18 protein-coding genes are annotated in these 23,327 nt (G+C 37.0%); 16 read left to right on the top strand and 2 right to left on the bottom strand.

From position 1 onward, the window contains the following. Position 1: 1 nt before the first annotated feature. From sprA to tsaB, 15 genes are all read left to right on the top strand, one after another. A complete protein-coding gene (sprA, locus tag KO524_RS03515; RefSeq protein WP_370629714.1) occupies positions 2-7,345 on the top strand; it encodes a cell surface protein SprA in 7,344 nt (2,447 codons plus the stop codon). A 209-nt stretch (positions 7,346-7,554) separates the two neighbouring features. Next, on the top strand, positions 7,555-7,935 hold the full coding sequence (gcvH, locus tag KO524_RS03510) for a glycine cleavage system protein GcvH (protein WP_219290153.1): 381 nt from the start codon (positions 7,555-7,557) through the stop codon (positions 7,933-7,935). Next, positions 7,925-8,302 (top strand): VanZ family protein, encoded by a 378-nt coding sequence (locus KO524_RS15485; protein ID WP_219290150.1) that lies wholly within the window; start codon positions 7,925-7,927, stop codon positions 8,300-8,302. Before gcvH ends, KO524_RS15485 begins: the two co-directional genes overlap by 11 nt. 41 nt (positions 8,303-8,343) lie before the next feature. Then, positions 8,344-9,087: a deoxyribose-phosphate aldolase gene (deoC, locus tag KO524_RS03500; RefSeq protein WP_219290147.1), complete on the top strand. Its 744-nt coding sequence runs from the start codon at positions 8,344-8,346 to the stop codon at positions 9,085-9,087. A gap of 105 nt (positions 9,088-9,192) precedes the next feature. Continuing rightward, the gene (gene cyoE / locus KO524_RS03495) at positions 9,193-10,089 is read left to right on the top strand and encodes a heme o synthase (RefSeq protein ID WP_219290143.1); all 897 of its coding nucleotides are present in this window, start codon (positions 9,193-9,195) and stop codon (positions 10,087-10,089) included. 2 nt (positions 10,090-10,091) lie between these two features. Beyond that, positions 10,092-10,673 (top strand): cytochrome c oxidase subunit 3, encoded by a 582-nt coding sequence (locus tag KO524_RS03490; protein WP_219290140.1) that lies wholly within the window; start codon positions 10,092-10,094, stop codon positions 10,671-10,673. Positions 10,674-10,716: 43 nt separating this feature from the next. Beyond that, positions 10,717-11,697: a cytochrome c oxidase subunit 3 gene (locus KO524_RS03485; RefSeq protein ID WP_219290137.1), complete on the top strand. Its 981-nt coding sequence runs from the start codon at positions 10,717-10,719 to the stop codon at positions 11,695-11,697. A 19-nt stretch (positions 11,698-11,716) separates the two neighbouring features. Continuing rightward, positions 11,717-12,079 carry a cytochrome C oxidase subunit IV family protein gene (locus KO524_RS03480; protein ID WP_219290134.1) on the top strand — a complete coding sequence of 121 codons (363 nt, stop codon included), beginning with the start codon at positions 11,717-11,719 and terminating at the stop codon, positions 12,077-12,079. Positions 12,080-12,337: 258 nt separating this feature from the next. Next, positions 12,338-13,000 (top strand): hypothetical protein, encoded by a 663-nt coding sequence (locus KO524_RS03475; RefSeq protein WP_219290130.1) that lies wholly within the window; start codon positions 12,338-12,340, stop codon positions 12,998-13,000. A 12-nt stretch (positions 13,001-13,012) separates the two neighbouring features. Then, on the top strand, positions 13,013-13,636 hold the full coding sequence (locus tag KO524_RS03470; RefSeq protein WP_219290128.1) for an SCO family protein: 624 nt from the start codon (positions 13,013-13,015) through the stop codon (positions 13,634-13,636). After that, positions 13,636-14,163: a DUF420 domain-containing protein gene (locus tag KO524_RS03465; protein WP_219290125.1), complete on the top strand. Its 528-nt coding sequence runs from the start codon at positions 13,636-13,638 to the stop codon at positions 14,161-14,163. The genes KO524_RS03470 and KO524_RS03465 overlap by 1 nt, the downstream gene beginning before the upstream one ends. An 80-nt stretch (positions 14,164-14,243) precedes the next feature. Continuing rightward, on the top strand, positions 14,244-14,489 hold the full coding sequence (locus KO524_RS03460; protein WP_219290122.1) for a hypothetical protein: 246 nt from the start codon (positions 14,244-14,246) through the stop codon (positions 14,487-14,489). Between the two features lie 89 nt (positions 14,490-14,578). Next, positions 14,579-16,045, top strand: coding sequence for a TolC family protein (locus KO524_RS03455; protein ID WP_219290119.1), 1,467 nt, complete (start codon positions 14,579-14,581; stop codon positions 16,043-16,045). A gap of 94 nt (positions 16,046-16,139) precedes the next feature. Then, on the top strand, positions 16,140-17,417 hold the full coding sequence (locus KO524_RS03450) for an efflux RND transporter periplasmic adaptor subunit (RefSeq protein ID WP_219290116.1): 1,278 nt from the start codon (positions 16,140-16,142) through the stop codon (positions 17,415-17,417). Next, positions 17,417-18,088 (top strand): tRNA (adenosine(37)-N6)-threonylcarbamoyltransferase complex dimerization subunit type 1 TsaB, encoded by a 672-nt coding sequence (gene tsaB / locus KO524_RS03445; RefSeq protein ID WP_219290113.1) that lies wholly within the window; start codon positions 17,417-17,419, stop codon positions 18,086-18,088. The genes KO524_RS03450 and tsaB overlap by 1 nt, the downstream gene beginning before the upstream one ends. Positions 18,089-18,095: 7 nt before the next feature. On the opposite strand, the gene KO524_RS03440 is transcribed toward tsaB, so the two are convergent. Then, positions 18,096-18,866, bottom strand: coding sequence for a mechanosensitive ion channel family protein (locus KO524_RS03440; protein ID WP_219290110.1), 771 nt, complete (start codon positions 18,864-18,866; stop codon positions 18,096-18,098). Positions 18,867-18,869: 3 nt separating this feature from the next. Beyond that, a complete protein-coding gene (locus tag KO524_RS03435; RefSeq protein WP_219290106.1) occupies positions 18,870-20,876 on the bottom strand; it encodes a thioredoxin domain-containing protein in 2,007 nt (668 codons plus the stop codon). A 167-nt stretch (positions 20,877-21,043) separates the two neighbouring features. Here KO524_RS03435 and KO524_RS03430 point away from each other — a divergent pair, with 167 nt between their 5' ends. After that, positions 21,044-23,305, top strand: a complete 2,262-nt coding sequence (locus KO524_RS03430; RefSeq protein ID WP_219290103.1) for an inorganic phosphate transporter — start codon at positions 21,044-21,046, stop codon at positions 23,303-23,305. Positions 23,306-23,327 lie beyond the last annotated feature (22 nt).

Here is a 23,327-nt window from a genome sequence, read left to right as displayed (position 1 = left end):
CTTGAAAGTGAATTTTCAAAAAAGATTTTATTGCCCTAAATGGGTTTGGCTTATTGGTTTGTTTTTTATAACCCAATTGGTTTTAGCTCAACAACCTAATCAAGTTGCTGATACCATTACGGGTAAAAAGTTTGATGTAGGGAGTATTAACTTACCAGATCCTAAGAGCATTGTAGAATCATATACTTATGATCCTACTGGCGACCGCTATATATATACCAAATCCATTGACGGATTTAACATTGACTACCCCTTGATTTTAACGCGCAAACAATACGAAGACCTGGTACTACGCGAGCAAATGCGCTTGTATTTTATGCAGAAATTCAACACCGTCGACGGCCGCAATGCCGATGAAGAAGAGGTGTTGAGAGATATGTTGCCGCGTTATTATGTAAATTCAAGTCTTTTTGAAGGGATTTTTGGTTCCAATACCATAGATGTAAAACCGCAAGGTTCTGTTGAAATTGATTTGGGAATGCGCTACACCAAACAAGATAACCCAGCTATTTCTCCTAGAAATAGAAAAGTGTTTACATTTGATTTTAACCAGCGAATCAGCATGAGTTTGCAGGGTAAGGTAGGGACGCGTCTAAATGTAAATGCGAATTACGATACCCAATCTACATTTGATTTTCAGAATTTAATCAAATTGGAATACACCCCAGATGAAGACGATATCGTTAAAAAAATTGAAGTAGGTAACGTGAGTATGCCTATAAGTAGCTCGCTAATTCGTGGAGCTCAAAGTTTATTTGGTGTAAAAACGGAATTGCAATTTGGAAAAACCACCTTTACTGGAGTCTTTTCTGAACAAAAATCTCAAACCCGATCTGTTGTCGCGGAGGGTGGGGGAACTATGGAAGAGTTTGAAATTTTTGGTTTGGATTACGATGCGGATCGGCACTTTTTTCTGTCACAGTATTTTAGAAATAAATACGATGAAAGTTTAAAAAATTATCCGTATATTAATAGTAGAGTGCGTATTAATAGAGTAGAGGTATGGATTACCAATAGGCAAAATAGAGTCAGTCAAGTCGATAACAATATGCGAAATGTTATCGCCATACAAGATTTGGGTGAAGGAAGGTTAAACGGTATTAATGACTTTGATATCATTGGTGTGAATACACAAGCTTATCCCGATTTTATTGTAAACCCACAACCCGACGTTCCGACGGATAATAGAAATAACAAATTCGATCCGGGAAAAATAGGAAGTAATTTTTTGAATGCAAGCATTAGAACAATAACTTCAGGAACAGCCGGTTTTACCATTCCGGTTACCGAGGGTAGAGATTTTTCGAAATTGGAAAGTGCTCGAAAATTGTCTGCCAATGAATTTACTTTTCATCCTCAATTAGGTTATATTTCTTTACAACAACGCTTGTCCAATGACGAGGTTTTAGCCGTGTCGTATCAATATACTATAGGGGATCAAGTTTATCAAGTAGGTGAATTTGGTACAGATGGTGGAGACCCTACTACGGTAACTCCTAACTTAGATCCTACACAATCTCCAATTCCGAGTTCTCAAAGTTTGATCTTAAAAATGTTAAAGAGTAATTTAACATCGGTAGAGCAACCTTTGTGGAATTTAATGATGAAAAATATTTATCAGATTCCGGGAGCGATGCAGTTGGAACAACAAGACTTTAGATTTAATATTTTATATACCGACCCATCTCCATTAAATTATATCTCTGCAGTTGGATCAGATCCATTACCCGCAGATGTAGAGAAAACACCTTTGCTAAGAGTGTTTCATTTGGATCGATTAAATTTCACCAATGACCCTCAAGAAGGGGGTGACGGTTTTTTTGACTTTGTTGCCAATGCAGTAGGTCAAAATCCAATGAATGCAATGGGTGCTGGCGTTGGAGGAGGTCTCGGATCCAATACGGGTAACACCGGTGGAATGGGTAACTTAAATTCAAATCAAACGAATAACAATACCTTTGAAGGGATCACTATGGATGCGCAAAACGGCCGAATAATCTTTACGACCGTAGAGCCTTTTGGAACTCATTTATTTAATAAGTTGTCTAAAGGAAATTCAGAAGATTATAATTTTCCAGCTAGTTACAATTCCAATCAGCGAAAATACGTTTTTAGAAAAATGTATAGAGGTACTCAGGCCTCAGCACTTCAAGAGGCGGATAAAAATAAATTTCAATTAAAAGGACGTTATAAAAGCTCTATGGGCGACGGTATTCCGATTGGCGCATATAATGTGCCTCAGGGTTCTGTTGTTGTACAAGCTGGTGGGCGTTTGCTTATTGAAGGAGCTGACTATACGGTAGATTATGCGAGAGGAAGAGTAAAAATATTAGATCCCTCATTGCAAGCTTCCAACACGCCAATTGATATCTCAGTAGAGAATAATGCGGTATTTGGACAACAAACCAAACGCTTTTTTGGTTTTAATGTGGAACACAAATTCAGCGATAAATTTTTATTAGGAGCTACTTACTTAAGATTATCTGAAAAACCGATGACTCAAAAATCGAGTTATGGGGAAGAATCGGTAAACAATACCATCATGGGGATGAATGTTAACTTTTCTACGGAGGTTCCTTTCTTTACCCGTTTGGTAAATAAATTGCCGAATGTGGATACCGATGCCGAATCGAGTATTTCATTTAGAGGAGAGTTTGCTTATTTGATGCCGGGAAGCTCTAAAGCCGATCAATTTGGAGGAGAAGCCACTTCTTATATAGATGATTTCGAAGGTTCTCAATCCAATATAGATGTTCGTTCGCCTCAGGCTTGGCATTTGGCTAGTACTCCGGTGGGATATGGAGAGGAAGCCAACGACTTGTCTTACGGTTATCGTCGTGGAAAATTGGCTTGGTATTCGATAGATCCGGTGTTTTATGCTAGTGCAAGAAGACCTAGTGGGATTACCGAACAAGATCTTTCATCGAATCGTACTCGACGTATTTTTAGCGAAGAACTCTTCCCTTCTAAAGATATTGCCTACGGAGAAAGCCGCGTGATAACCACACTAGACTTAACCTATTCTCCTAACGAAAGAGGGCCCTATAATTACAATCCTGAATATGCGAATACCAATCAGTTTTTAAACCCAGAGAAAAATTGGGGAGGAATTATGCGGGCGCTTAATTCTACGAATTTCGAACAGGCCAATGTGGAGTTTATCGAATTTTGGATGATGGATCCCTACACGGGAAATCCAGGAGATGTGTCTAGTGAGATGAATCAGGGTAAAGTAAAATTCAACTTGGGTTTTATATCAGAAGACATCTTAAAAGATGGACACAAACAATATGAAAACGGACTTCCAACAGCTGGCGGAAATCAACCGGTAATCAAAACGATTTGGGGTAAGGTTCCGGCCTCTACTTCTTTGATCTATGCCTTTGATACCAACGAGCAAAATAGAATTGCTCAGGATGTTGGTATGGACGGTTTATCCGATGCAGAAGAGGCTGCTATGTTTCCGTCTTTTGCGCATTTAAGTGATCCTGCGGCGGATAATTACGAATATTTCCTTACTGCCGAAGGAAACGTTTTAGATCGTTATAGAAATTATAATGGATTGGAAAGAAACTCGCCAGTAAGTCTTTCTGGAACGGATAGAGGTTCGAGTACCTTGCCAGATACCGAAGATATTGATGGCGATAATACCATGAATACTATTAATGCTTATTACGAATTTTCGGTTGATGTAAAAGCCGGTTTAAAAATTGGTGAAAACAACATAGTAGATATAAGAACGTCTTCGGCTAAATTACCCGATGGATCGACAACTCCTGTGCGTTGGATTCAATATAAAATTCCAATTGACGCCAATGAAAATAATGCGGTAGGACCTATCTCAGATTTGAGATCGGTGCGTTTTATGAGAATGTTTGTAACGGGATTTAAGGAAGAAGTGACCCTTCGATTTGGTACTTTGAATTTAGTGCGTAGCGAATGGCGTCGTTTTGATGGAAGTTTGCAAGAAGATCCTAATGCACCTGTTAAAGGGGCAAATGTAGGTTTTGATGTAACATCAGTCAATCTGGAAAATAACTTTGAAAGAAATCCAATTCCATATGTTACACCACCTGGAGTAGTGCGCGAGCAGGTTTATAACAACAACTCCTTGATTAATCAAAACGAGCAATCCTTGTCTTTAAAAGTCTATCAGCGAGATCCTGCAATCATGACGCCAAGCGGATTGGAACCGGGCGACTCCAAGGCCGTATTTAAAAACGTAAGTGTCGATATGCGTCAGTATAAAAAAATGCGTATGTTTTTACACGCTGAGGCTTTAGAACCACAAGGGGTATCAGATCGTTTACGCGATGATGAAATGGTGGCTTTTATCCGATTTGGTAATGACTTTACGGATAACTTTTATCAAGTTGAAATTCCTTTAAAACTGACAACATTCGGCGAACAATCGCCGGATAGAATTTGGATGTTAGAAAATGAGATTGAAGTTGCTTTGGAATTATTGACCAAGTTAAAAGTCTTAAAGATGAACGATGCTTCTCATGATCCTAATTTTATATATTTTAAAAATGAAGAGGAACTAGATGGTTCTCTATCGAATAAACCCAACAAATTGCGTTTGGGAATAAAAGGAAGTCCAAACTTTGGAAGGGTTAGAACAATCATGTTAGGATTGAAAAATCAAACAGACGTCTTGGGGGCTCCAAAGGATTTGCGAGGTGAAGTTTGGTTTAATGAGTTGCGTATGTCCGACATGGAAAACAAAGGCGGTTGGGCTGCAGTAGCCAATGTAGATGCGCAGTTTGCAGATTTTGCGAACCTGTCTGCAACCGGAAGTCGATCGACCATCGGATTCGGAGGATTAGAACAAGGACCAAACGAACGTAGTAGAGAAGATCTTTTGCAGTATAATTTAGTAACCAATGTCAATTTGGGGCAATTATTACCTAAAAAGTGGGGGGTTAATTTACCCTTTAATTACGCTATAGGGGAAGAGACAATTACACCAGAATATGATCCGTTTAATCCAGATATTAAACTTAAAATGATGAAGGATGGAGCCAATTCCGAAGCGGAACGGCAAGCCATTCAAAATAGAGCTGAAGATTATACCAAGCGAAAAAGCATCAACTTTATAGGTGTAAATAAACAGCGGAATTCAGAGAAAAAGGCGCAGATATACGATGTGGAAAACTTGACATTCTCTCATTCCTATAATGAAATGGAGCGTCACGATTTCGAAATTGAGGGCTTGTTAGATCAACAAACGAGAACCTCGGTGGACTATGCTTATACCTTTACGCCAAAACCTTTAGAGCCTTTTAAAAAGACTGCCTTTATGAAAAAGAGCAACTATTGGAAGGTGTTAAGTGATTTTAATCTTAATTATTTGCCGTCAAACGTATCGTTTAGTACGAATGTTTTAAGACAATACAACAAGCAACAATACCGATTGATAGATGTAGAAGGTATCGGCTTTGAACCGCTTTACAGACGTAATTATTTGTTTAATTACAATTACGGTTTCAATTACAATTTGACAAAATCATTGAGGGTTTCTTATACTGCTGGAACCAGTAATATCGTTCGGAACTATTATGATCACAATAACAGAATAAATAACGACAACACGATTTGGGATAATTATTTTGATGTAGGAGAAGCGAATCAGCACATGCAGCAATTGGCGGTTAATTACGAGTTGCCAATCAATAAAATACCGATTTTGTCGTTTATTAAATCGACCTATTCTTATACGGGCGACTTTAACTGGCAAAGAGCTTCGGATGCTTTCTCTTCTATTGAAGACAACGGAAATGTATATCATTTGGGTAATACTATTCAAAATGCAAATTCACACCGTCTAAACACTACGTTTTCGTTTGATAGACTGTATCGCTATGTAGGTTTAGTAAAGAGTTCGGAACGAAGTAAAAAAGCACCAACAGTAAAAACAGCTGCTTTGGTTCCGGGGCAAAAGGTAGTTCGAAATGCAGTTGTAAAACCGGAAGACGAAGAAAATGGGGGCAATGCGATTACCGATGCGTTAATTGGCTTGGTGACCAGTGTGCGTAGTGTGCAAGTCAACTATGCTGAAAATAACGGTACACTATTGCCTGGATTTATGCCTGGATTGGGATTTTTCGGAACATCTAAGCCGTCGTTGGGATTTGTTTTTGGTAGTCAAAGTGACATTCGTTATGATGCGGCTCGATCGGGTTATTTAACCAATTATCCGGAATTCAATCAGAGTTTTACTCAAGTGAATAATAAAACTTTAAATATTACGGCACAGATTGAATTGATTCCCGATTTGATGATTGATTTGTCTGCGGATAGAACCATGACTAAAAATGCTTCTGAACAATACGATGTGGAAAACGGACAGTATAATCCGCGTTCTCCAAACGATTTCGGAAACTTCACCATTTCTACCGTATTGATTAAAACAGCTTTTAGTAAAAGTGATATCAACAGTTCTGTACCCTTTGATAAATTTAGGGAAAACAGATTGATTATTGCCAATCGTTTGGCGGGTTCTAGGGGTATTGATCTTTCTAATTCGGCTAATTTAGATGGGGACGGTTTTCCTATTGGATATGGAAAAAATAACCAGTCGGTATTATTGCCTGCGTTTTTAGCGGCTTATTCCGGTTCGAGTGCATCAAGTGTTTCTACTGGGATTTTTAGAAATATTCCATTGCCAAATTGGAATATGAAATATACTGGTTTGATGAAAATAGGGTGGTTTAAGAATAATTTTAGAAGATTTTCTTTACACCACGGTTATGCGGCTGGATATACTATAGGTTCTTTTAGTTCTAATTTTGAATATTATGCAAAGCCAGATCAAGTGAACGATTACGGGAATTATCCGGTAAAAACCATAGTGAATAACGCCACCTTGGTAGAGCGATTTAATCCTTTAGTTCGCGTTGATTTTGAAATGAAAAATGCTTTTAAAATATTGGCAGAAATTAGAAAAGATAGAGCTCTGTCTTTGAGTTTTGACAATAACTTATTAACAGAAGTTCGAGGAGTGGATTATATCGTTGGGTTTGGTTATCGAATCAAAGATGTATCGTTTAATTCGGATCTAGCCAACGACGGTCAAGGAGGTGTTATTACAAGTGATATCAACCTTAAGGCCGACTTTACATGGCGTAAGAATGAAACGATTATTCGCTATTTGGATTATAACAACAATCAACTGGGGGCGGGACAAGATATTTGGTCGTTGAGAATGGCTGCGGATTATGCCTTAAGTCAAAATTTAACCGCCATCTTCTTTTACGAACACACTTTTTCAAAAGCGGTCATATCAACAACATTCCCGATGACAAATATTCGTTCTGGATTTACCATGCGTTATAATTTTTAACACACTTTAGGTAACACGGTTATCGTGGACTAAGCGTGTTTTTAAATAAAATCGGTTAAGTTATAAAATACTTTTAGACGTAGTCTGCTCATTGCGATACGTCTAAAATGGTAAAAACACTTAGACTAAACCGGATTCTTGGTTAAATTCAAGGCCAAAAATTTTTAAGTTATTTTAATTATCATACATTTGCTAAAAACTAATATATAATGAATATACCAGCTAATTTAAAGTACACTAAAGATCACGAGTGGATCTCTATTGAAGGAGATGTTGCAACAGTAGGAATTACTGATTTCGCTCAAAAGGAGTTAGGAGACATCGTTTACGTAGAAGTAGAAACTTTGGATCAAACATTAGACAGAGACGAAGTTTTTGGAACAGTGGAAGCAGTAAAAACGGTTTCTGATTTATTTTTACCTCTTTCAGGTGAAATTATTGAGTTTAATGAGACTTTAGAGAGTACTCCTGAATTGGTAAACACAGATGCTTACGGTGCAGGATGGATGATAAAAGTTAAGATTTCAGATCTTTCACAAGTGGAAGAATTGCTTTCTGATGCAGCATATAAAGAATTAATTGGGGCGTAATATTTATTTATGGATCGCATTGGTCTGGACTGTTTTAATTGGAGTTGCTTGTTTGGTAGACGCTCGTGCTATTCCGACAGTTCCCAGTATTAATATTCCAAACAAAGACAAAATCGTTCATTTTTGCTTTTATTTTGTTTTTTCGATATTGTGGGCTAAGTATTTGTTATACGCCCAAAAATGGACAAGGATAAAGATATACGCTACTGTTTTTATCAGTGCAAGTGTGTTTGGGATAATTATTGAATTATTGCAAGGGTGCTGCACAGAGACGAGAGGAGCGGATTTGGCAGATGTTTTAGCAAATTGCTCAGGCAGTTTTTTGGGACTTTTATGCGTATTTGTATTTGCAACAATAAAAAAATAACCAAAACCCCGCTTATGCGGGGTTTTTCATTTTAAAGAATTATGGATTTGAAAAATTACATGGATTCGACCTATTTGAAAACGGCAATCCAAGCTGGAATTAGTGAAGAGGAAAATGCGGCTGTTGTAAGTCGAGTTATTGAAGAGGCTGTAGAGGAGTCTTTTAAGTTGGTCATGTTAAGACCGGAATATGTTGCTCAAGCACGAGCGTATATTGATCAACAGGAATCTAAGGTCTTGGTGGGTACTGTAATTGATTTTCCAGAGGGGAAGGCGAGTTTACACGAGAAAATGGAGGAGGCGAGGCGCGTGATAGCAGCAGGTGCGGATGAATTGGATTTTGTGGTTAATTATCGGTTGTTTCAGATGGGATTAGTAGAAGAAGTACGTCAAGAAATTTTGAAGTGTACTCAATTGACTTTAGATGCGGGAAAAACCATAAAGTGGATTATTGAAGTTGCTGCATTGAGCAATAAAGAAATCGTTCAGTTAACTACTCTAATTAAGAAAGTGGCGCTGTCTAAGTTTGACGAAAGGCAGTTTGAAAAAATATTTATAAAGTCTTCAACAGGATTTTATCCTACAACGGATGGTAAACCGAATGGGGCTACTGTTGAGGCTGTGGTATTGATGATGGAAAATGCCAATCCTTTACCAGTAAAAGCCGCAGGGGGAATAAGAAACAGACAGGATGCTGAAGAAATGATTGCTTTGGGAGTAAAAAGACTCGGAACCTCTTCCGCAAAAGCAATTGTTGAAAATTCCGATTCTAATCAGGCCTATTAAATCCAAACTTAAATAAAGATTAACAGTAACTACCGCAGTTTTTAGAAGTTATTTTAAAAATTGGAGTATATTTGCAGACCCTTTTTATTTGAAATGAAAACTGCTTTGAACACACCACAAGATACCAAGACATCTATATTTAAGGAATTTAAAGAAATGACCAAGGCCGGTTTGGCTATTAGTGTCGTTTTTTCTACTATTGCGGGCTATTTTTTAGCGGTATTAGATTGGCGTGAAGTCAATTTATGGACCTTAGCTATGTTGGCTGTTGGTGGCTATTGTATGGTTGGTGCTTCCAATGTCTATAATCAGATTATAGAAAAAGATTTAGACGCTAAGATGAAGCGTACTCAAAATAGACCGATTGCAGCAGGACGTGTGAAGCCTTCGGCTGCTTTTGTATTGGCAGTAGCTTTGACGATTATAGGGATTGTGATTTTATATGTGGTGAGTCCGAAAACAGCCATGTTTGGTGCAATTTCTATTTTTCTATATACCAGTATTTATACCCCTTTAAAAACCATTACTCCCTTGTCGGTTTTTGTTGGAGCTTTTCCAGGTGCTATCCCCTTTATGTTGGGTTGGGTTGCGGCCACAAATAATTTTGGAATAGAGGCAGGAACGCTGTTTTTAATTCAGTTTTTTTGGCAATTCCCGCATTTCTGGGCTATAGGATGGTTTTTATATGACGATTATAAAAGAGGTGGGTTTTCGATGCTTCCGACTGGAAAACGCGATAAAAAAACAGCCTTGCAAATTATATTATATACCGTTTGGTTAATTGTTATTTCGATATTTCCAGCAACGGGATTGACGGGACGATTGTTTTTGTCTCCAGTTTCGGCTGTACTGGTATTTTTAGCTGGTTTGTGGATGCTCTACGCAGCAATACAGTTATATAGAACTCGAACAGAGAAAGCAGCGCGATCACTCATGTTGGTCAGTGTTTCTTATATCTCGTTGATTCAGATTATATATATATTAGATAAATTTTTGCGATAATTATGGATGTAAGTATTGAAGAACAAGTAGAGAAAAAAGGCAAAGCGCTCAAAGTGATGTTGCTTTTTGCTATGGGGAGTATTATTATGGTCTTTGCAGGACTTACTAGTGCTTATGTTATCAGTAAGTCAAGACCAGATTGGTTGACAGACTTTGATCTGCCGGTAGCTTTTTTATACAGTACTATAGCAATCGTGCTAAGTAGTGGTACAATTACAATGGCTCAGAGGGCTATTAAGGTGGATGATCGTAAGAAGACAACAATTTACTTGATTTCTACTTTGGTATTAGGTTTATTATTCGTTTTTTTGCAGTTCAAAGGATTTGGACAAGTTATAGAATCCGGTTATTTTTTTACGGGTAGTGAAAGTACCATTACAACCTCATTTTTGTATGTTGTAGTGATTGCGCATCTTGCCCACCTATTTGGTGGTTTGATATCGCTAGTAATTGTAATTTATAATCATTTTAAACAAAAGTATAATTCGGGTCAAACTCTTGGAATAGAGTTATGTGGGATGTTTTGGCATTTTTTAGATTTGATTTGGATTTATTTGTTTTTGTTTTTTACTTTCTATAAATAGAAAAAAGACTTAAATTTGGGAACTTTTTAACTAACAACTTTATATGGGAGCGACAGTTACTACAGCAGCTACTAAGGAAAAAATTTGGGGCGGCGGAAATGAGCCTCTTGGTGTAAGCTATGGAAAAATGATGATGTGGTATTTCATATTGTCTGATTCATTAACATTTGCAGGATTCCTTGCTGCCTACGGTTTTTCGAGATTTAAATTTATGGACTCTTGGCCAATTGCCGATGAGGTGTTTAATCACTTTCCATTTTTACACGGAGTAAATGCGCCAATGTACTATGTGGCATTGATGACTTTTATTTTGATTTTCTCTTCAGTTACTATGGTTTTGGCCGTAGATGCAGGACATCAACTTAAAAAGAGTAAAGTAGCCTTTTACATGTTTTTGACGATTATTGGAGGATTTATCTTCTTAGGATCTCAAGCTTGGGAATGGAAAAACTTTATTAACGGATCTTACGGAGCGGTGGAAACCCGAGGAGGATCTATTTTACAATTCGTTGGTGAAGACGGTAAGCAAATTGCCTTGGCAGATTTCGCTATTCCTTCTGCTGATAAAGAAAGAGTGCAAAAAGAAAGAAATACGGGAGCTTGGTTTATAAGTGGCTCTACGGTTCCTACTTATTCTTTGGAAGAGGTAAAAGCTGGTTTTGAAGCTAATCCTACAGTGCGTATCAGAACGCAATTTGTGGACGAGACAAAACACAAAATAATATTGTCAAGAGAAGCTTCGGAAAAAAGCTTGAATGATGCGGTTATGGTTGTAGAAGGTGCAAACCTTAAACACAACGAATACGGTCATAAAGTATTTGCTGATTTCTTTTTCTTTATTACTGGATTCCATGGATTCCACGTTTTTACAGGAGTATTGATTAATATAGTGATTTTCTTCAACGTATTATTGGGAACTTATGAAAAAAGAAGGTCTTACGAAATGGTTGAAAAAGGAGGTTTGTACTGGCACTTTGTAGATTTAGTGTGGGTATTCGTATTTACTTTCTTCTACTTAGTTTAATTTTTTAAAATTTAAGAAAATGGCATCAACAGCTACAGCACATCATTCAAATACAAAGAGAATCTGGAAAGTATTCGTAATTCTTTCTTTGATTACTATAGTAGAGGTGATTTTTGGTATTTTTAAACCAGACGTTTTACACTTTACACATCTGGTTCATTTAAGTTTATTAAACTGGATTTTTATCTTATTGACACTTTGGAAAGCTTATTATATCATGTGGGCGTTCATGCACTTAGAAGGTGAGACCGCAGCATTGAGATGGTCCGTTGTAGGGATACTAGCATTTTTAATTGCTTATTTAGTTACCTTGCTATTGGTTGAAGGTGCATATATATATGATGTATTCAATCATAACTCCATTTACAAGTGGATATTTTAATAACATATTAAGTATTTAAAAGGCGATTTATTAATCGCCTTTTTTTATTTTTGTATAGTTTGTTAATTGTCGGTTTCGTTGCTTAAAAGCGGACTTACTATTGAACTATTTATATTGAGGTTTAACATTTGCGTTGTATCTTTGGAGCGTGCGCTATCGTCTTAGCATAGTGTCCAGAAAAAGGTATTTGTTGTAATGGATACCGGGGGAATGCTTATACGGCATTCTAGGGCCTTAGTGCGAAAATATTATTTACATATGAAAAAGTACGCTATACTTATAGTTTTGTTTATTATGCCAATTTGTGCATATCTCTTTTTTGCAACAGGTGTTAACCAATTTGCAAAACTACCCACCCTAACAGAAAAGGTCAACGAATTACCTGAAGGTAAAACCTGGTCGGGGAAACCTATTGTTTTAAAAGATAAAATTACGGTGATTGGTTTTCCTGGAAGGGATATGTTTAGAGACCGTGGAAATGCTTTTAACCTAGATCAAAAGATATACAAACGCTATAGAGATTTTAACGATTTTCAAGTTGTTTTTGTGGCGCCTATTGGCACGGAAGAAGAAGTGAAAAGAGTTCGTGAAGAATTGGAACCCATTTCAGATTTAGAAAAATGGGATTATGTGTTTTTAGAACCGGAGCAAATTCAAGAATTCTACGACTCGTTTAAAATGCAAGGGCAGCTTGATCAAAACTTAGGAACTCCTAATGTATATATCTTGGATAAAGAACGTAATCTTCGCGGTAGAAAAGGAAAAGATAAAAAGGGAGTTGAAGAGTATAAAGAAGGTTATAATACCATTTCTGCGGCTGAATTACACAATGAAATGATGGATGATATGAAGGTCATTCTTGCGGAATACCGACTTGCTCTTAAGAAGTATAATAAAATTGTTAGCGATTCTAATAAATAATAAAAGTTACTCATGAAAAATAAATCATATATCGGAATTTCGTTTATCATCTTGATTTTTGGAATTTGGGCGGTTCCCAAAATAGTGGCAAAATTTGAAAAAGCAGACTTAAGCGTTATTGGACCTGCGCCAGAGTTTAAACTAACCGATCAAAATGAGAAAATCATAACTAATAAAGATTATGAGGGAAAGGTTTATGTGTTGGAATTCTTTTTCGCAAAGTGTCCAACAATCTGCCCTATCATGAATCAAAATATGCTTAAAATTCAGAAAGAATTTTACGGCAACCTCAAATTTGGTGTGGCGTCGATTACAATTGATCCTACCAACGATACACCTGCAGCTTTAAAAGCGCACGCAGAAGAGTTAGGGGTAAAGTTGCCCTTCTGGCATTTGTTAACCGGTGATGCCGATTATATCTTTAGCTTGTCTAAAAAGTTTAATTTGTATGCAGCTGCTAATGAAAATGTTCCTGGCGGATTTGAACACTCCGGTTTATTTGCTTTAATTGATAAAGAAGGCAATATCCGTTGTAGAAAAGATGAATTTGGAAACCCGATTTTGTATTACGATGGCACTGACGACACCGGTGTGAAAATGATAAAAGAAGATATTAAATTGTTATTAGAAGAGTAATGGATAAAACATTAGAAAAAAGGTATAATACCTGGATCATCATACTGTCTATAGTGATTCCTATAGTAGTTGTTATTTTGTTTGGAGTTAAGATTCCCAATGTAGAGCCCTTGTCGTTTTTACCTCCTATTTATGCCACCATCAATGGTATTACTGCGGTATTGCTTATAGCGGCTGTTATCGCTGTTAAAAATGGCAATAGAAAACTTCATGAAAATTTAATGAAGGTTTGTATCTTGTGTTCCGTATTGTTTTTGGGAATGTATGTCGCTTATCACATGACTTCCAATTCAACTTCTTATGGGGGTGAGGGCATCATGAAAAACGTGTATTTTATTATCTTAATCAGTCATATCATACTGTCGGTTATTATTATTCCAATCGTGTTGGTGACTTATGTAAGAGCTGTTTTGGGCAAGTTTGATTTGCACAAAAAAATAGCGAGATATGCTTTTCCGTTATGGCTATACGTAGCTGTTACTGGCGTTGTGGTGTATCTGATGATCTCTCCATATTATGTTTATTAAACAGTAAATTATAAACCTTATACAGCTGTTCCTGTTTTTAATCTAGAACGGTATATAGTAAGACCATAAAAAAAAAGCTTATGAAAGCGTCCTTTGTGAAAAACGCCATTTTAGTTTTTCTATTCTTTATTTTATCTACGGTTAGTGTATCGGCTCAATGTGCCATGTGTAGAGCAGCTTTGGAAACCGAAGAAACCGGTGTACAAGCGGCGGCAGTCAATGATGGGATTGTTTATTTGATGATATTTCCCTATTTGTTGGTTGGTGTAGTCGGATATTTTGTTTACAAAGTAGTGAAGAAAAAGAAACAAAAAAAAACGATATAATTAGCCGTCTCTAAGACGGTTTTTTTTTATATTAAATACTTGTAACGCAAAGCGGTTTTTCGCGTCAAATAAGAAAATGTATCTTGCATATGGATTTTAAAAATACAGTTAAACATACTAAAGCTGCTTTTGTAGGGTTGTTGTTTTTTATGTTCCTTTTGGGGAATTGCAACACATACGCTCAAAATAAAAATTGGAGCTTACAAGATTGTATCTCCTATGCCTTAGAACATAATATTGATATCAAGCAAATCGACTTAGATCAAGATCGCGCTCTTATTAATAAGCAATCAGCTTGGGGGAACTTTTTGCCGGCATTGAGTGCACAATCCAATCACTCGTGGACTTTAGGTCTGAATCAGAATATTACCACGGGAATATTGGAAAATCAAACCACTCAATTTACATCAGCCGGTTTGGATGTGAGTATTGATATTTTTAAAGGATTGCAGAATCAAAATCAATTGCTAAAATCGCGTTTAAGTTTGTTGTCTTCTCAATATCAATCTCAAAAAATGCGGGAAGATATTTCTTTGAATGTAATCAATGCCTATCTTCAAATTATTTTTAACAAGGAATTGCAGCTAACCAATAGGGCTCAGTTGCTTTACGATAACCAACAATTAAGTCGTACACAACAATTGGTAACTGCCGGTGTAGTACCTGCCGGTGATTTACTCGACATAAAAGCTACCGTTGCTAATTCACAGCAAAAAGTGATAGTAGCAGAAAACAATCTTTTGATTTCCAGATTAGCCTTGGCTCAATTGTTGCAAATTGAGGACTTTCAATCATTTGATATTATCGATCAGGATTATGAAATAGCGCCTAGTGAGGTGTTGTTGAAAACAGCAGAAGAAATCTTAGAGCAAGCCAAAGTTACTCAGGTCGATTTACGTTTGGCGCAAACCAAAGTAGCTATAGCTGAAAGAGAAGTTGCTATTGCGAGAGGTGTCTTTTTGCCTAGCATCAGGGGGTTTTATAGTTTTGCAACTCGTGCGGCTTACAATGATAGGGTTGTTGGACAAACTTTGGATCCCAACTCGCCGACACGTGTTATTGGCGTGGTCGAAAATACCGGTCAAAATGTGGTACAACCCAATATGCTTCCTATTATTTCAGGACCTGAATCGTTATTTGATCAGTTTGATAGTAATAAGGGGCAGAGTTTTGGAGTAGGTATAACGATTCCTATTTTTAACGGTTGGAGTGCTAGAAATAATGTTCGAATGAGCAGAGTGGCTTTACAACAGGTGAAAAACGACATGGATTTAACCGATTTGAAATTAAAGCAAACCGTTTATACCGCATATACCGATACTCAAAGTTCATTAAAGAGTTATGAGGCCGCAAAAATTACTTTGGAGGCACGAAATCTATCGTTGGAATATGCAAAAGAACGTTATCAAGTTGGCTTGATGAATATTTTTGAGTTGAATCAAGTGCAAACCCTGTTAGTTAACGCCCAGTCCGAAGTGCTTCGTACCAAATACGATTACATCTTTAAAACAAAAATACTGGAATACTATTTTGGGATTCCTATTTTTACAAACTAATAACTGTTAAAATCAATTGATTAATTAGGTATAGAAACGAATGTAAAGGGAAGACCAGTAATCCGGTATTTCCATAAAAAATATAAAGCTACTTATGAAAAAAAGAACTAAATATATATGGATTGGACTTGTTGTTTTGGCTATATTGGCTGTCGTGGTCCTATATAAGACAGATGTGTTGGGAAGTAAGAGTCAAGTTAAATTGGTAGAAACCCTTAAGTTAGAAAAAGGCAGTATTACCGAAATAGTGTCAGCAACGGGTAAAATTCAACCGGAAATTGAAGTTAAAATTTCACCGGAAGTATCAGGTGAGATTATCGATCTGCCAGTCAAAGAGGGACAAGTAGTAAAAAAAGGGGATTTGTTGGTTCGTATCAATCCAGATTTATATGAATCAGGAGTAGATAGAATGATTGCTTCCTTGTCCAATAGTAAGGCCGGATTAAATCAAGCAGAGGCACAATTGAAGGAGGCGAAATTAAACTACGATCGCAATCAAACATTGTTTGAAAAAGGTGTTATTTCTAAAGCGGAATGGGACAAAGTCGTATCGTCTTATGAAATGGCTTTAGCAGGTAAAAATGCGGCCTATTATACGGTTCAAAGTACTCAAGCATCGTTAACAGAGTCTAGGGATAACTTAAATAGAACAACGATTTATGCTCCAGTGGATGGAACGATATCAAGACTGGATGTGGAATTGGGAGAGCGGGTTTTGGGAACGCAACAAATGGCCGGAACCGAGCTGTTACGCGTTGCAAATTTGAACAATATGGAGGTAGAGGTGGATGTCAATGAAAACGATATTGTCAAAATCAAAGTGGGTAATGAAGCGAAAATTGAAGTGGATGCTTATCTCAAAAAGGAGTTTAAGGGAATTGTTACCAGTATCTCTAATTCTGCTAGTGCTACCTTGACAGCGGACCAAGTGACCAATTTTAAAGTTAAAGTAAGAATATTAAAAGAGTCCTACGAAGATTTATTAGATGGTAAAGCTTCTAATTATTCTCCTTTTAGACCGGGAATGACAGCAACTGTTGATATCGTTACCAACAAGCAAGAAGGTATTTATACCGTGCCCATCAGTGCAATTGTCATGAAGGCAGAGCAAGATAGTCTAAGTGATGCTCCTAAAGCGGTTTTAACGGACTTAGATAAAACAAAACCGCAGGAAGCAGTATTTGTGTTGTCTAATGGAATTGCAAAGCTTAAATGGATTAAAACGGGAATTCAAGACGATCGCAATATTGAAATCATTGCAGGTCTTGATGCAGGCGACATCGTTATCGTAGGTCCATATGCAACTGTGAATAGGGAATTGGAAAATGGGCAACAAGTACAAGAAGAAATAAAAAAGATATCCAAAAAGTAATGGTTTATATATTAAGCGTTGAAACAGCTACTAAAAATTGTTCTGTTTCCCTATCCGGTAATGGTGAATTGTTGTACTATGAAGAATTGGCCGAAGCGCAATTTAGTCATGCGGAAAAATTGCATCTCTATATCGAATCAGTCTTAAAGCAGGCCGGTTTAAACTGCAGTGATTTAAGTGCTATTGCCGTTAGCAAAGGGCCGGGTTCATATACCGGACTTAGAATTGGCGTATCTGCAGTCAAGGGCTTGTGTTATGCTCTAGGGCTGCCATTAATAGGGCTTAATACACTAAATGTATTGGCGCGGCAATTAAAGGACGCCGATGGCTTGATTGTTCCGATGATAGACGCTCGAAGAATGGAAGTTTTTACAGCGGTATTTAATCAGAAGTACGAGCGAGTAGAAGAGACTAAGGCATTGATTATAACTCCAACTGCTTTAGATTATTTACAACCACAAAAAATACATTTAATTGGCGATGGTGCTGCAAAATGCAAAGACGTTTTACAAGGTGGTATGTTCGTATATCACGACGGAATTACGTATCCGTCTGCTAAGGATATGGGAGGTTTAGCCTATGGGAAATACTTGAATCATGACTTTGAAGATGTGGCTTATTTTGAACCTTTTTATTTAAAAGATTTTTTGTTGTTGACTAAAAAGCAATAATCTCTATCTATTCGATTGTGGCAAAGATTTCTTTGCCTTTTTGTAATATAAATGACGACACCTCTGTGTGATTGTGGTTTTCAACCCAAACTTGTATGTTGTAAGTTATTTTGGTATCCAATACTTCTTTAATTAAAATTCTCGGGTTGGGTTTCTTTATTATCAGGTCATTAGCTTGCAGCAACACTTCCATTTTTTCAATAAATACAGCACTGTCTTTGGTTAAAGGTGCTTGAATCAGCACTTCTGTTTTTCGCAGCTTGTTTTGAGAGTAGTTTTTTATTTTACCATTGGATAAAATCCCGTTGGGTATATAGAGAACTTGATTTTGATAAGTCACTATTTTGGTTGAAAAAATATGTATTTCCAATACTTTTCCCACCTCTGCCTGTGCTTCGATGATATCGCCAATGCGAAACGGTTTAAAAAGTATAATCAATACACCACCGGCAAAGTTTGCTAGAGAGCCCTGAAGAGATAATCCAATAGCCAAACTCATGGCACCGATTATGGTAACAAAAGATGTGGTTTCAATTCCGAGCTTGGATATAATAGCGATAAAGAGTAGTGCGCGCAGCGCCCAAATGATACCGTCTAGTAAAAAACTTATAGAAGTCGGATCTAAATGTTGTTTTAGAAAAATTCTCTGAGCAAATTTCTTTAACAGACGAATAATTATCAAACCTATAACTAAAATGATTAAAGCACCAACGATGTTGGGAATATAATCGATGATGGCTTCTAGGTACTTAGATAATAATTGGTCGGTTTTTTCCATGAATTATAAAATTTTATTTTGTAAAAACAGCGCATCCGTTTCTGGCTTTTGACAGGATTGCATTTGACAAAAGTAAAACATAGTTTGTTCCGAATCGAATCGATGATCAAAAAAGGCTAAAGTAGAGGCCGTAGTAGCACCAAATATAGCGGTTTTAGATATAAAATGCCTCTTGATAGCTTGAGTTTGCACTAAAGCATCGGTACCAGTTATCGCTAGTTCACTCGGGTTGGAGCGGTATAGATCGGCTATAAGCCAGTTGGAATAAGCGGAAGCATAATCAATTTGAGTTTTAATGGTGTTTACCATGTTTTCTGCCAACTTATTATAATGGGCATTCTCGTATAAAATGCCTAGTTTAATCAAGTTCATCGCCATATACGAATTGGATGAAGGAATAACATTGTCTTCTATTTCGATGGCATTGGTTATGATGCTGTGGTCGTTGTGCTGACTAAAATTAAAAAACTGATGGGCGTCGTTAAAAAAAACGTCCAAACAATAATCGGTCAATTGCTTGGCCTGTTTGATATAAGTTTCGTCTAAAGTATTTTCGAATAAGGATATTAAGGCGTGAATATACATCGCATAATCATCTAAAAAACCAGAAATAGTCGCTTTTCCATTTTTATACGTGTGGTATAAACCGGATTCTTCTGACCACATTTTAGTGGAGATAAAATGATGAATCTTTTGAGCTTTTTCTAAGTATTCCACTTGGTCTAATGCACTATATGCATCGAGATATCCCACAATCAATAAAGCATTCCACGCGGTTAAGGTTTTGTCGTCAAGCCGCGGAGCGGGTCTTTTGTTGCGTTCTTCTAATAAAATTTCCTCCCACTGCTGTTTTTTGTCTTTTAATTGACTTAGCGAAAGCTTGTTTTTAGCGGCAATAATCTCTAAGGATTCACTTTGAATTAAAACATATAAACCGTCTTCCCAATAGCCAAAAGGATTGATGTTAAAAAGCTGCTCGAATAGCGGAAAATCGTTGTCTATTAAGGCTTGTAGGGCCTCTTTTGTCCACGAATAATAAGCGCCTTCAATCAGTCGGTTGTCGTTGGTTAGGCTGTCTGCGTCTAGAGCGGAATAAAAACCTCCTTCACCATTTTCCCAAGTAGCTTCGATGAAACGGATTGTTTTTTCGATACAATTTTTATACAATTCATCAGAAGTTCGCTTGTATGCATCGGCATACAGACTTAAAAGCTGAGCATTGTCGTAAAGCATTTTTTCGAAATGAGGAATGTGCCATTGATGATCGACGGAATAACGGGAGAAACCTCCGAGTACCGTATCAAAAAGACCGCCCCATGCCATTTTGGTTAAAGTCAAATCCACATAACTTAATAAGGATTCGTCTTCGTGTAAGTAGCCATATTTTTGTAGAAAAGAAAGATTGTTGGGCATCATAAATTTGGGTGCTCTACTGTAGCCGCCAAATTCCCAGTCAAAACTCTTTTTCCACTTGTCGATAAGGTCTTCTGTATCCGATGTGTTTTCTACTGTCTTCGCTTGTGGAATTCCGCTTAAAAAAGTAATGCCTTCATGCAATTGCGAGGCGAATTCATTCATTTTAGCCTCGTCTGATTTAAATAGATGGTGTAATTGCGTTAACGCTTCCAGCCAATTCTCTTTCGGGAAATAAGTGCCACCCCAAATTGGGCTTCCGTTAGGAAGACACACGACGTTTAAAGGCCATCCGCCCTGTTTGGTCATCAATTGTACTGCCTTCATATAAAAGGCATCTAAATCCGGACGTTCTTCTCGGTCGATCTTAATCGAAATAAAATGCGAATTCATCAACTGTGCTACCTCTTCGGTCTCAAAACTTTCGTGCTCCATGACATGGCACCAATGACAGGTTGAATATCCTATACTAACAACGATCAATTTGTGCTCATCTAGAGCGCTTTGTAACGTTTGTTTATTCCAACTCTTCCAAAAGATGGGGTTTTCTGCATGTTGCAACAAATACGGACTGGATTCTGAGGATAGCTCATTCATAGGGCTTAATTAGAAGGTAAAGATAAGAAATACAAGACGAAATAAAGAATGGAAAGTCGGTGGATAGTCCATGTTTTTTTTGGGGAGTTTAATCGTTTAATAACATTAACTTAACGTAAAACTCAAACCGATACCTGAATTTTGCAAGGCGAATAAAAAAGGAGTATATGGATCAGATTTTTGTAATCATGTTAATTGCTTTAGCCATTTTAGCCGTAATCGATATAACGGTTGGGGTTAGTAATGATGCAGTCAATTTTTTAAACTCTGCTATAGGGTCTAAGGCGGTTCCATTTAAAGCCATTATGGTGGTCGCAACTTTGGGGATTTTAGTCGGTGCGTTGTTTTCAAATGGTATGATGGAAATTGCGCGAAGTGGTATTTTTGTCCCCAGCATGTTCAGCTTTAATGATGTCATGATTATTTTCTTGGCTGTTATGATAACGGATGTATTGCTGTTGGATGTTTTTAATAACCTCGGACTTCCTACATCTACCACGGTTTCTATTATTTTTGAATTACTTGGAGCGGCGGTTTGTTTGGCTATAGTGAAAATTGTAATGACCGACGGTACTTTGGCGGCATTGCCACAGTATATCAATACGGAGAAAGCATCCGAAATTGTATATAGTATATTTTTATCTGTTTTATTGTCTTTCACTATAGGTACACTGGTACAGTATGTCTCTAGAATGTTTTTTACCTTTCATATCGATAAAAGACTAAAATATTTTGGAGCCCTGTTTGGAGGTGTGGCGATTACGGCAATTACTTTTTTTATCTTAATAAAAGGATTAAAAGGCGTTTCCTTTATATCTAAGGAAACCTATTACTGGATTAACCACCATCAATTTCAAATCGTACTGATGTCCTTTGTTTTCTGGACCTTGCTGTCGCAGCTTTTGATGAGTGTGTTTAAAATTCATATTTTAAAATTAATTATCATTATTGGAACCTTCGCTTTAGCTTTGGCTTTTGCAGGTAACGACTTGGTGAATTTTATAGGAGTGCCTATAGCGGCTTTTCAAGCGTATGAGTTCTTTATGGCTTCGGGAAATTTAGATCCAAACGCGTATATGATGGGCGAGTTGGCTAACGATAATATTCAAGCTCCGTTTTATTTCTTATTGATTGCCGGACTGGTTATGGTATATACCTTATGGACTTCTAAAAAGGCCAGAAACGTTATAGAGACAGAAATGAATTTGGCACGTCAAGACACGGGTACTACTACGGAAAAGTTTAAGCCGAATGTCTTGTCTAAGGGTATCGTTCGTGCGATGGTTTATCTGGGAATGGGAGTGAATTATTTTTTGCCGAAATCCCTTCAACTGAAAATTGATAAACAATTTGAAAAGCCCAATAAAGTTAAAAATAAAAAAATAGAAGAGCCGGCATTTGACATGGTACGGGCGTCGGTTAATTTAATGGTGGCTAGTATTTTGATTTCTATTGGAACCTCTATGCAGTTACCGCTTTCCACAACCTATGTTACTTTTATGGTTGCCATGGGTACCTCTTTCGCAGATGGTGCTTGGGATCGAGATACTGCCGTATATAGGGTGACGGGTGTTTTTAATGTAATAGGAGGATGGATAGTAACGGCTGTAGTTGCCTTTTTGGCAGCCTTTGTTACGGCCTATGTTTTAAAAATAGGAGAGGTTTACGCTGTGGTGGCTTTATTTATTCTAGTAGGAATATTGTTGTATAGAAGCAATAAGAAGTACCAAAAGAAGACAAAAGAGAAAGATGCTACTAAAGCCTCAGAACTGAATTCCCATGATATCGTAACCATACAAGGTGTTGTGTCTGAAAGTTCTGCTCAAATTGCTACGGTAATCGGCAAAACCAAAGAATTATATATCTCGGTAATCGACAGTTTAGGTCTGCAAGAACTGAGTAAATTAAAACAGAGTAGAAAAAAATTAAAGAAGCTTGAAAAAGAAATTGAAGAGCTAAAAGGAAATGTGTATTTCTTTGTAAAGAATCTCGACGAAACCTCTGTTGAAGCGAGTAAGTTTTATATATTGACTTTGGGTTATCTACAAGACATGGTTAAGGCGGTGAGCTTTATAGCGCAAAACAGTTATACGCATGTCGATAACAACCATAAGAAATTAAAGTTTAATCAGATTCGCGATTTAAAAAGTACCGACCGTCAATTGCAAGAATTGTTTGAAAAAATCGAACGAACTTTTAGCAAAGAAGATTTTTCTCAAATAGAACATTTATTAAAGGACAAAGAAACTTTAATTATTTATGTCGACAGTTTGATTCAAAAGCAGATTATACGTATAAGAACGACAGAAACCAGTCCTAAAAACAGTAAGTTGTATTTCTCTATTTTATTTGAGACCGATGACTTGATCAAAGCAACTATGGGATTGTTGGAGTTGTTTAGAGAATTTGATTTGCATGTAAAAAAATAAGGTTAATCAATTTGGTTTTAAA

The sequence above is a fragment of the Flavobacterium sp. NKUCC04_CG genome, assembly GCF_019345525.1.
Lineage (GTDB): Bacteria > Bacteroidota > Bacteroidia > Flavobacteriales > Flavobacteriaceae > Flavobacterium.
The sequence above is the reverse complement of the archived record's forward strand: the minus strand, read 5'-3'. Positions and strand labels throughout refer to the sequence as shown.

What these genes read in the sequence shown, in the direction of transcription:
- KO524_RS03490 (WP_219290140.1), top strand. Translation starts at nt 10,092, where the DNA reads ATGGATGTAAGTATTGAAGAACAAGTAGAGAAAAAAGGCAAAGCGCTC.
- KO524_RS03440 (WP_219290110.1), bottom strand. Translation starts at nt 18,866, where the DNA reads ATGGAAAAAACCGACCAATTATTATCTAAGTACCTAGAAGCCATCATC.
- tsaB (WP_219290113.1), top strand. Translation starts at nt 17,417, where the DNA reads ATGGTTTATATATTAAGCGTTGAAACAGCTACTAAAAATTGTTCTGTT.
- KO524_RS03460 (WP_219290122.1), top strand. Translation starts at nt 14,244, where the DNA reads ATGAAAGCGTCCTTTGTGAAAAACGCCATTTTAGTTTTTCTATTCTTT.
- KO524_RS03480 (WP_219290134.1), top strand. Translation starts at nt 11,717, where the DNA reads ATGGCATCAACAGCTACAGCACATCATTCAAATACAAAGAGAATCTGG.
- KO524_RS03465 (WP_219290125.1), top strand. Translation starts at nt 13,636, where the DNA reads ATGGATAAAACATTAGAAAAAAGGTATAATACCTGGATCATCATACTG.
- deoC (WP_219290147.1), top strand. Translation starts at nt 8,344, where the DNA reads ATGGATTTGAAAAATTACATGGATTCGACCTATTTGAAAACGGCAATC.
- KO524_RS03485 (WP_219290137.1), top strand. Translation starts at nt 10,717, where the DNA reads ATGGGAGCGACAGTTACTACAGCAGCTACTAAGGAAAAAATTTGGGGC.
- KO524_RS03450 (WP_219290116.1), top strand. Translation starts at nt 16,140, where the DNA reads ATGAAAAAAAGAACTAAATATATATGGATTGGACTTGTTGTTTTGGCT.
- gcvH (WP_219290153.1), top strand. Translation starts at nt 7,555, where the DNA reads ATGAATATACCAGCTAATTTAAAGTACACTAAAGATCACGAGTGGATC.
- KO524_RS03475 (WP_219290130.1), top strand. Translation starts at nt 12,338, where the DNA reads ATGAAAAAGTACGCTATACTTATAGTTTTGTTTATTATGCCAATTTGT.
- KO524_RS03435 (WP_219290106.1), bottom strand. Translation starts at nt 20,876, where the DNA reads ATGAATGAGCTATCCTCAGAATCCAGTCCGTATTTGTTGCAACATGCA.
- KO524_RS03430 (WP_219290103.1), top strand. Translation starts at nt 21,044, where the DNA reads ATGGATCAGATTTTTGTAATCATGTTAATTGCTTTAGCCATTTTAGCC.
- KO524_RS03455 (WP_219290119.1), top strand. Translation starts at nt 14,579, where the DNA reads ATGGATTTTAAAAATACAGTTAAACATACTAAAGCTGCTTTTGTAGGG.
- KO524_RS03470 (WP_219290128.1), top strand. Translation starts at nt 13,013, where the DNA reads ATGAAAAATAAATCATATATCGGAATTTCGTTTATCATCTTGATTTTT.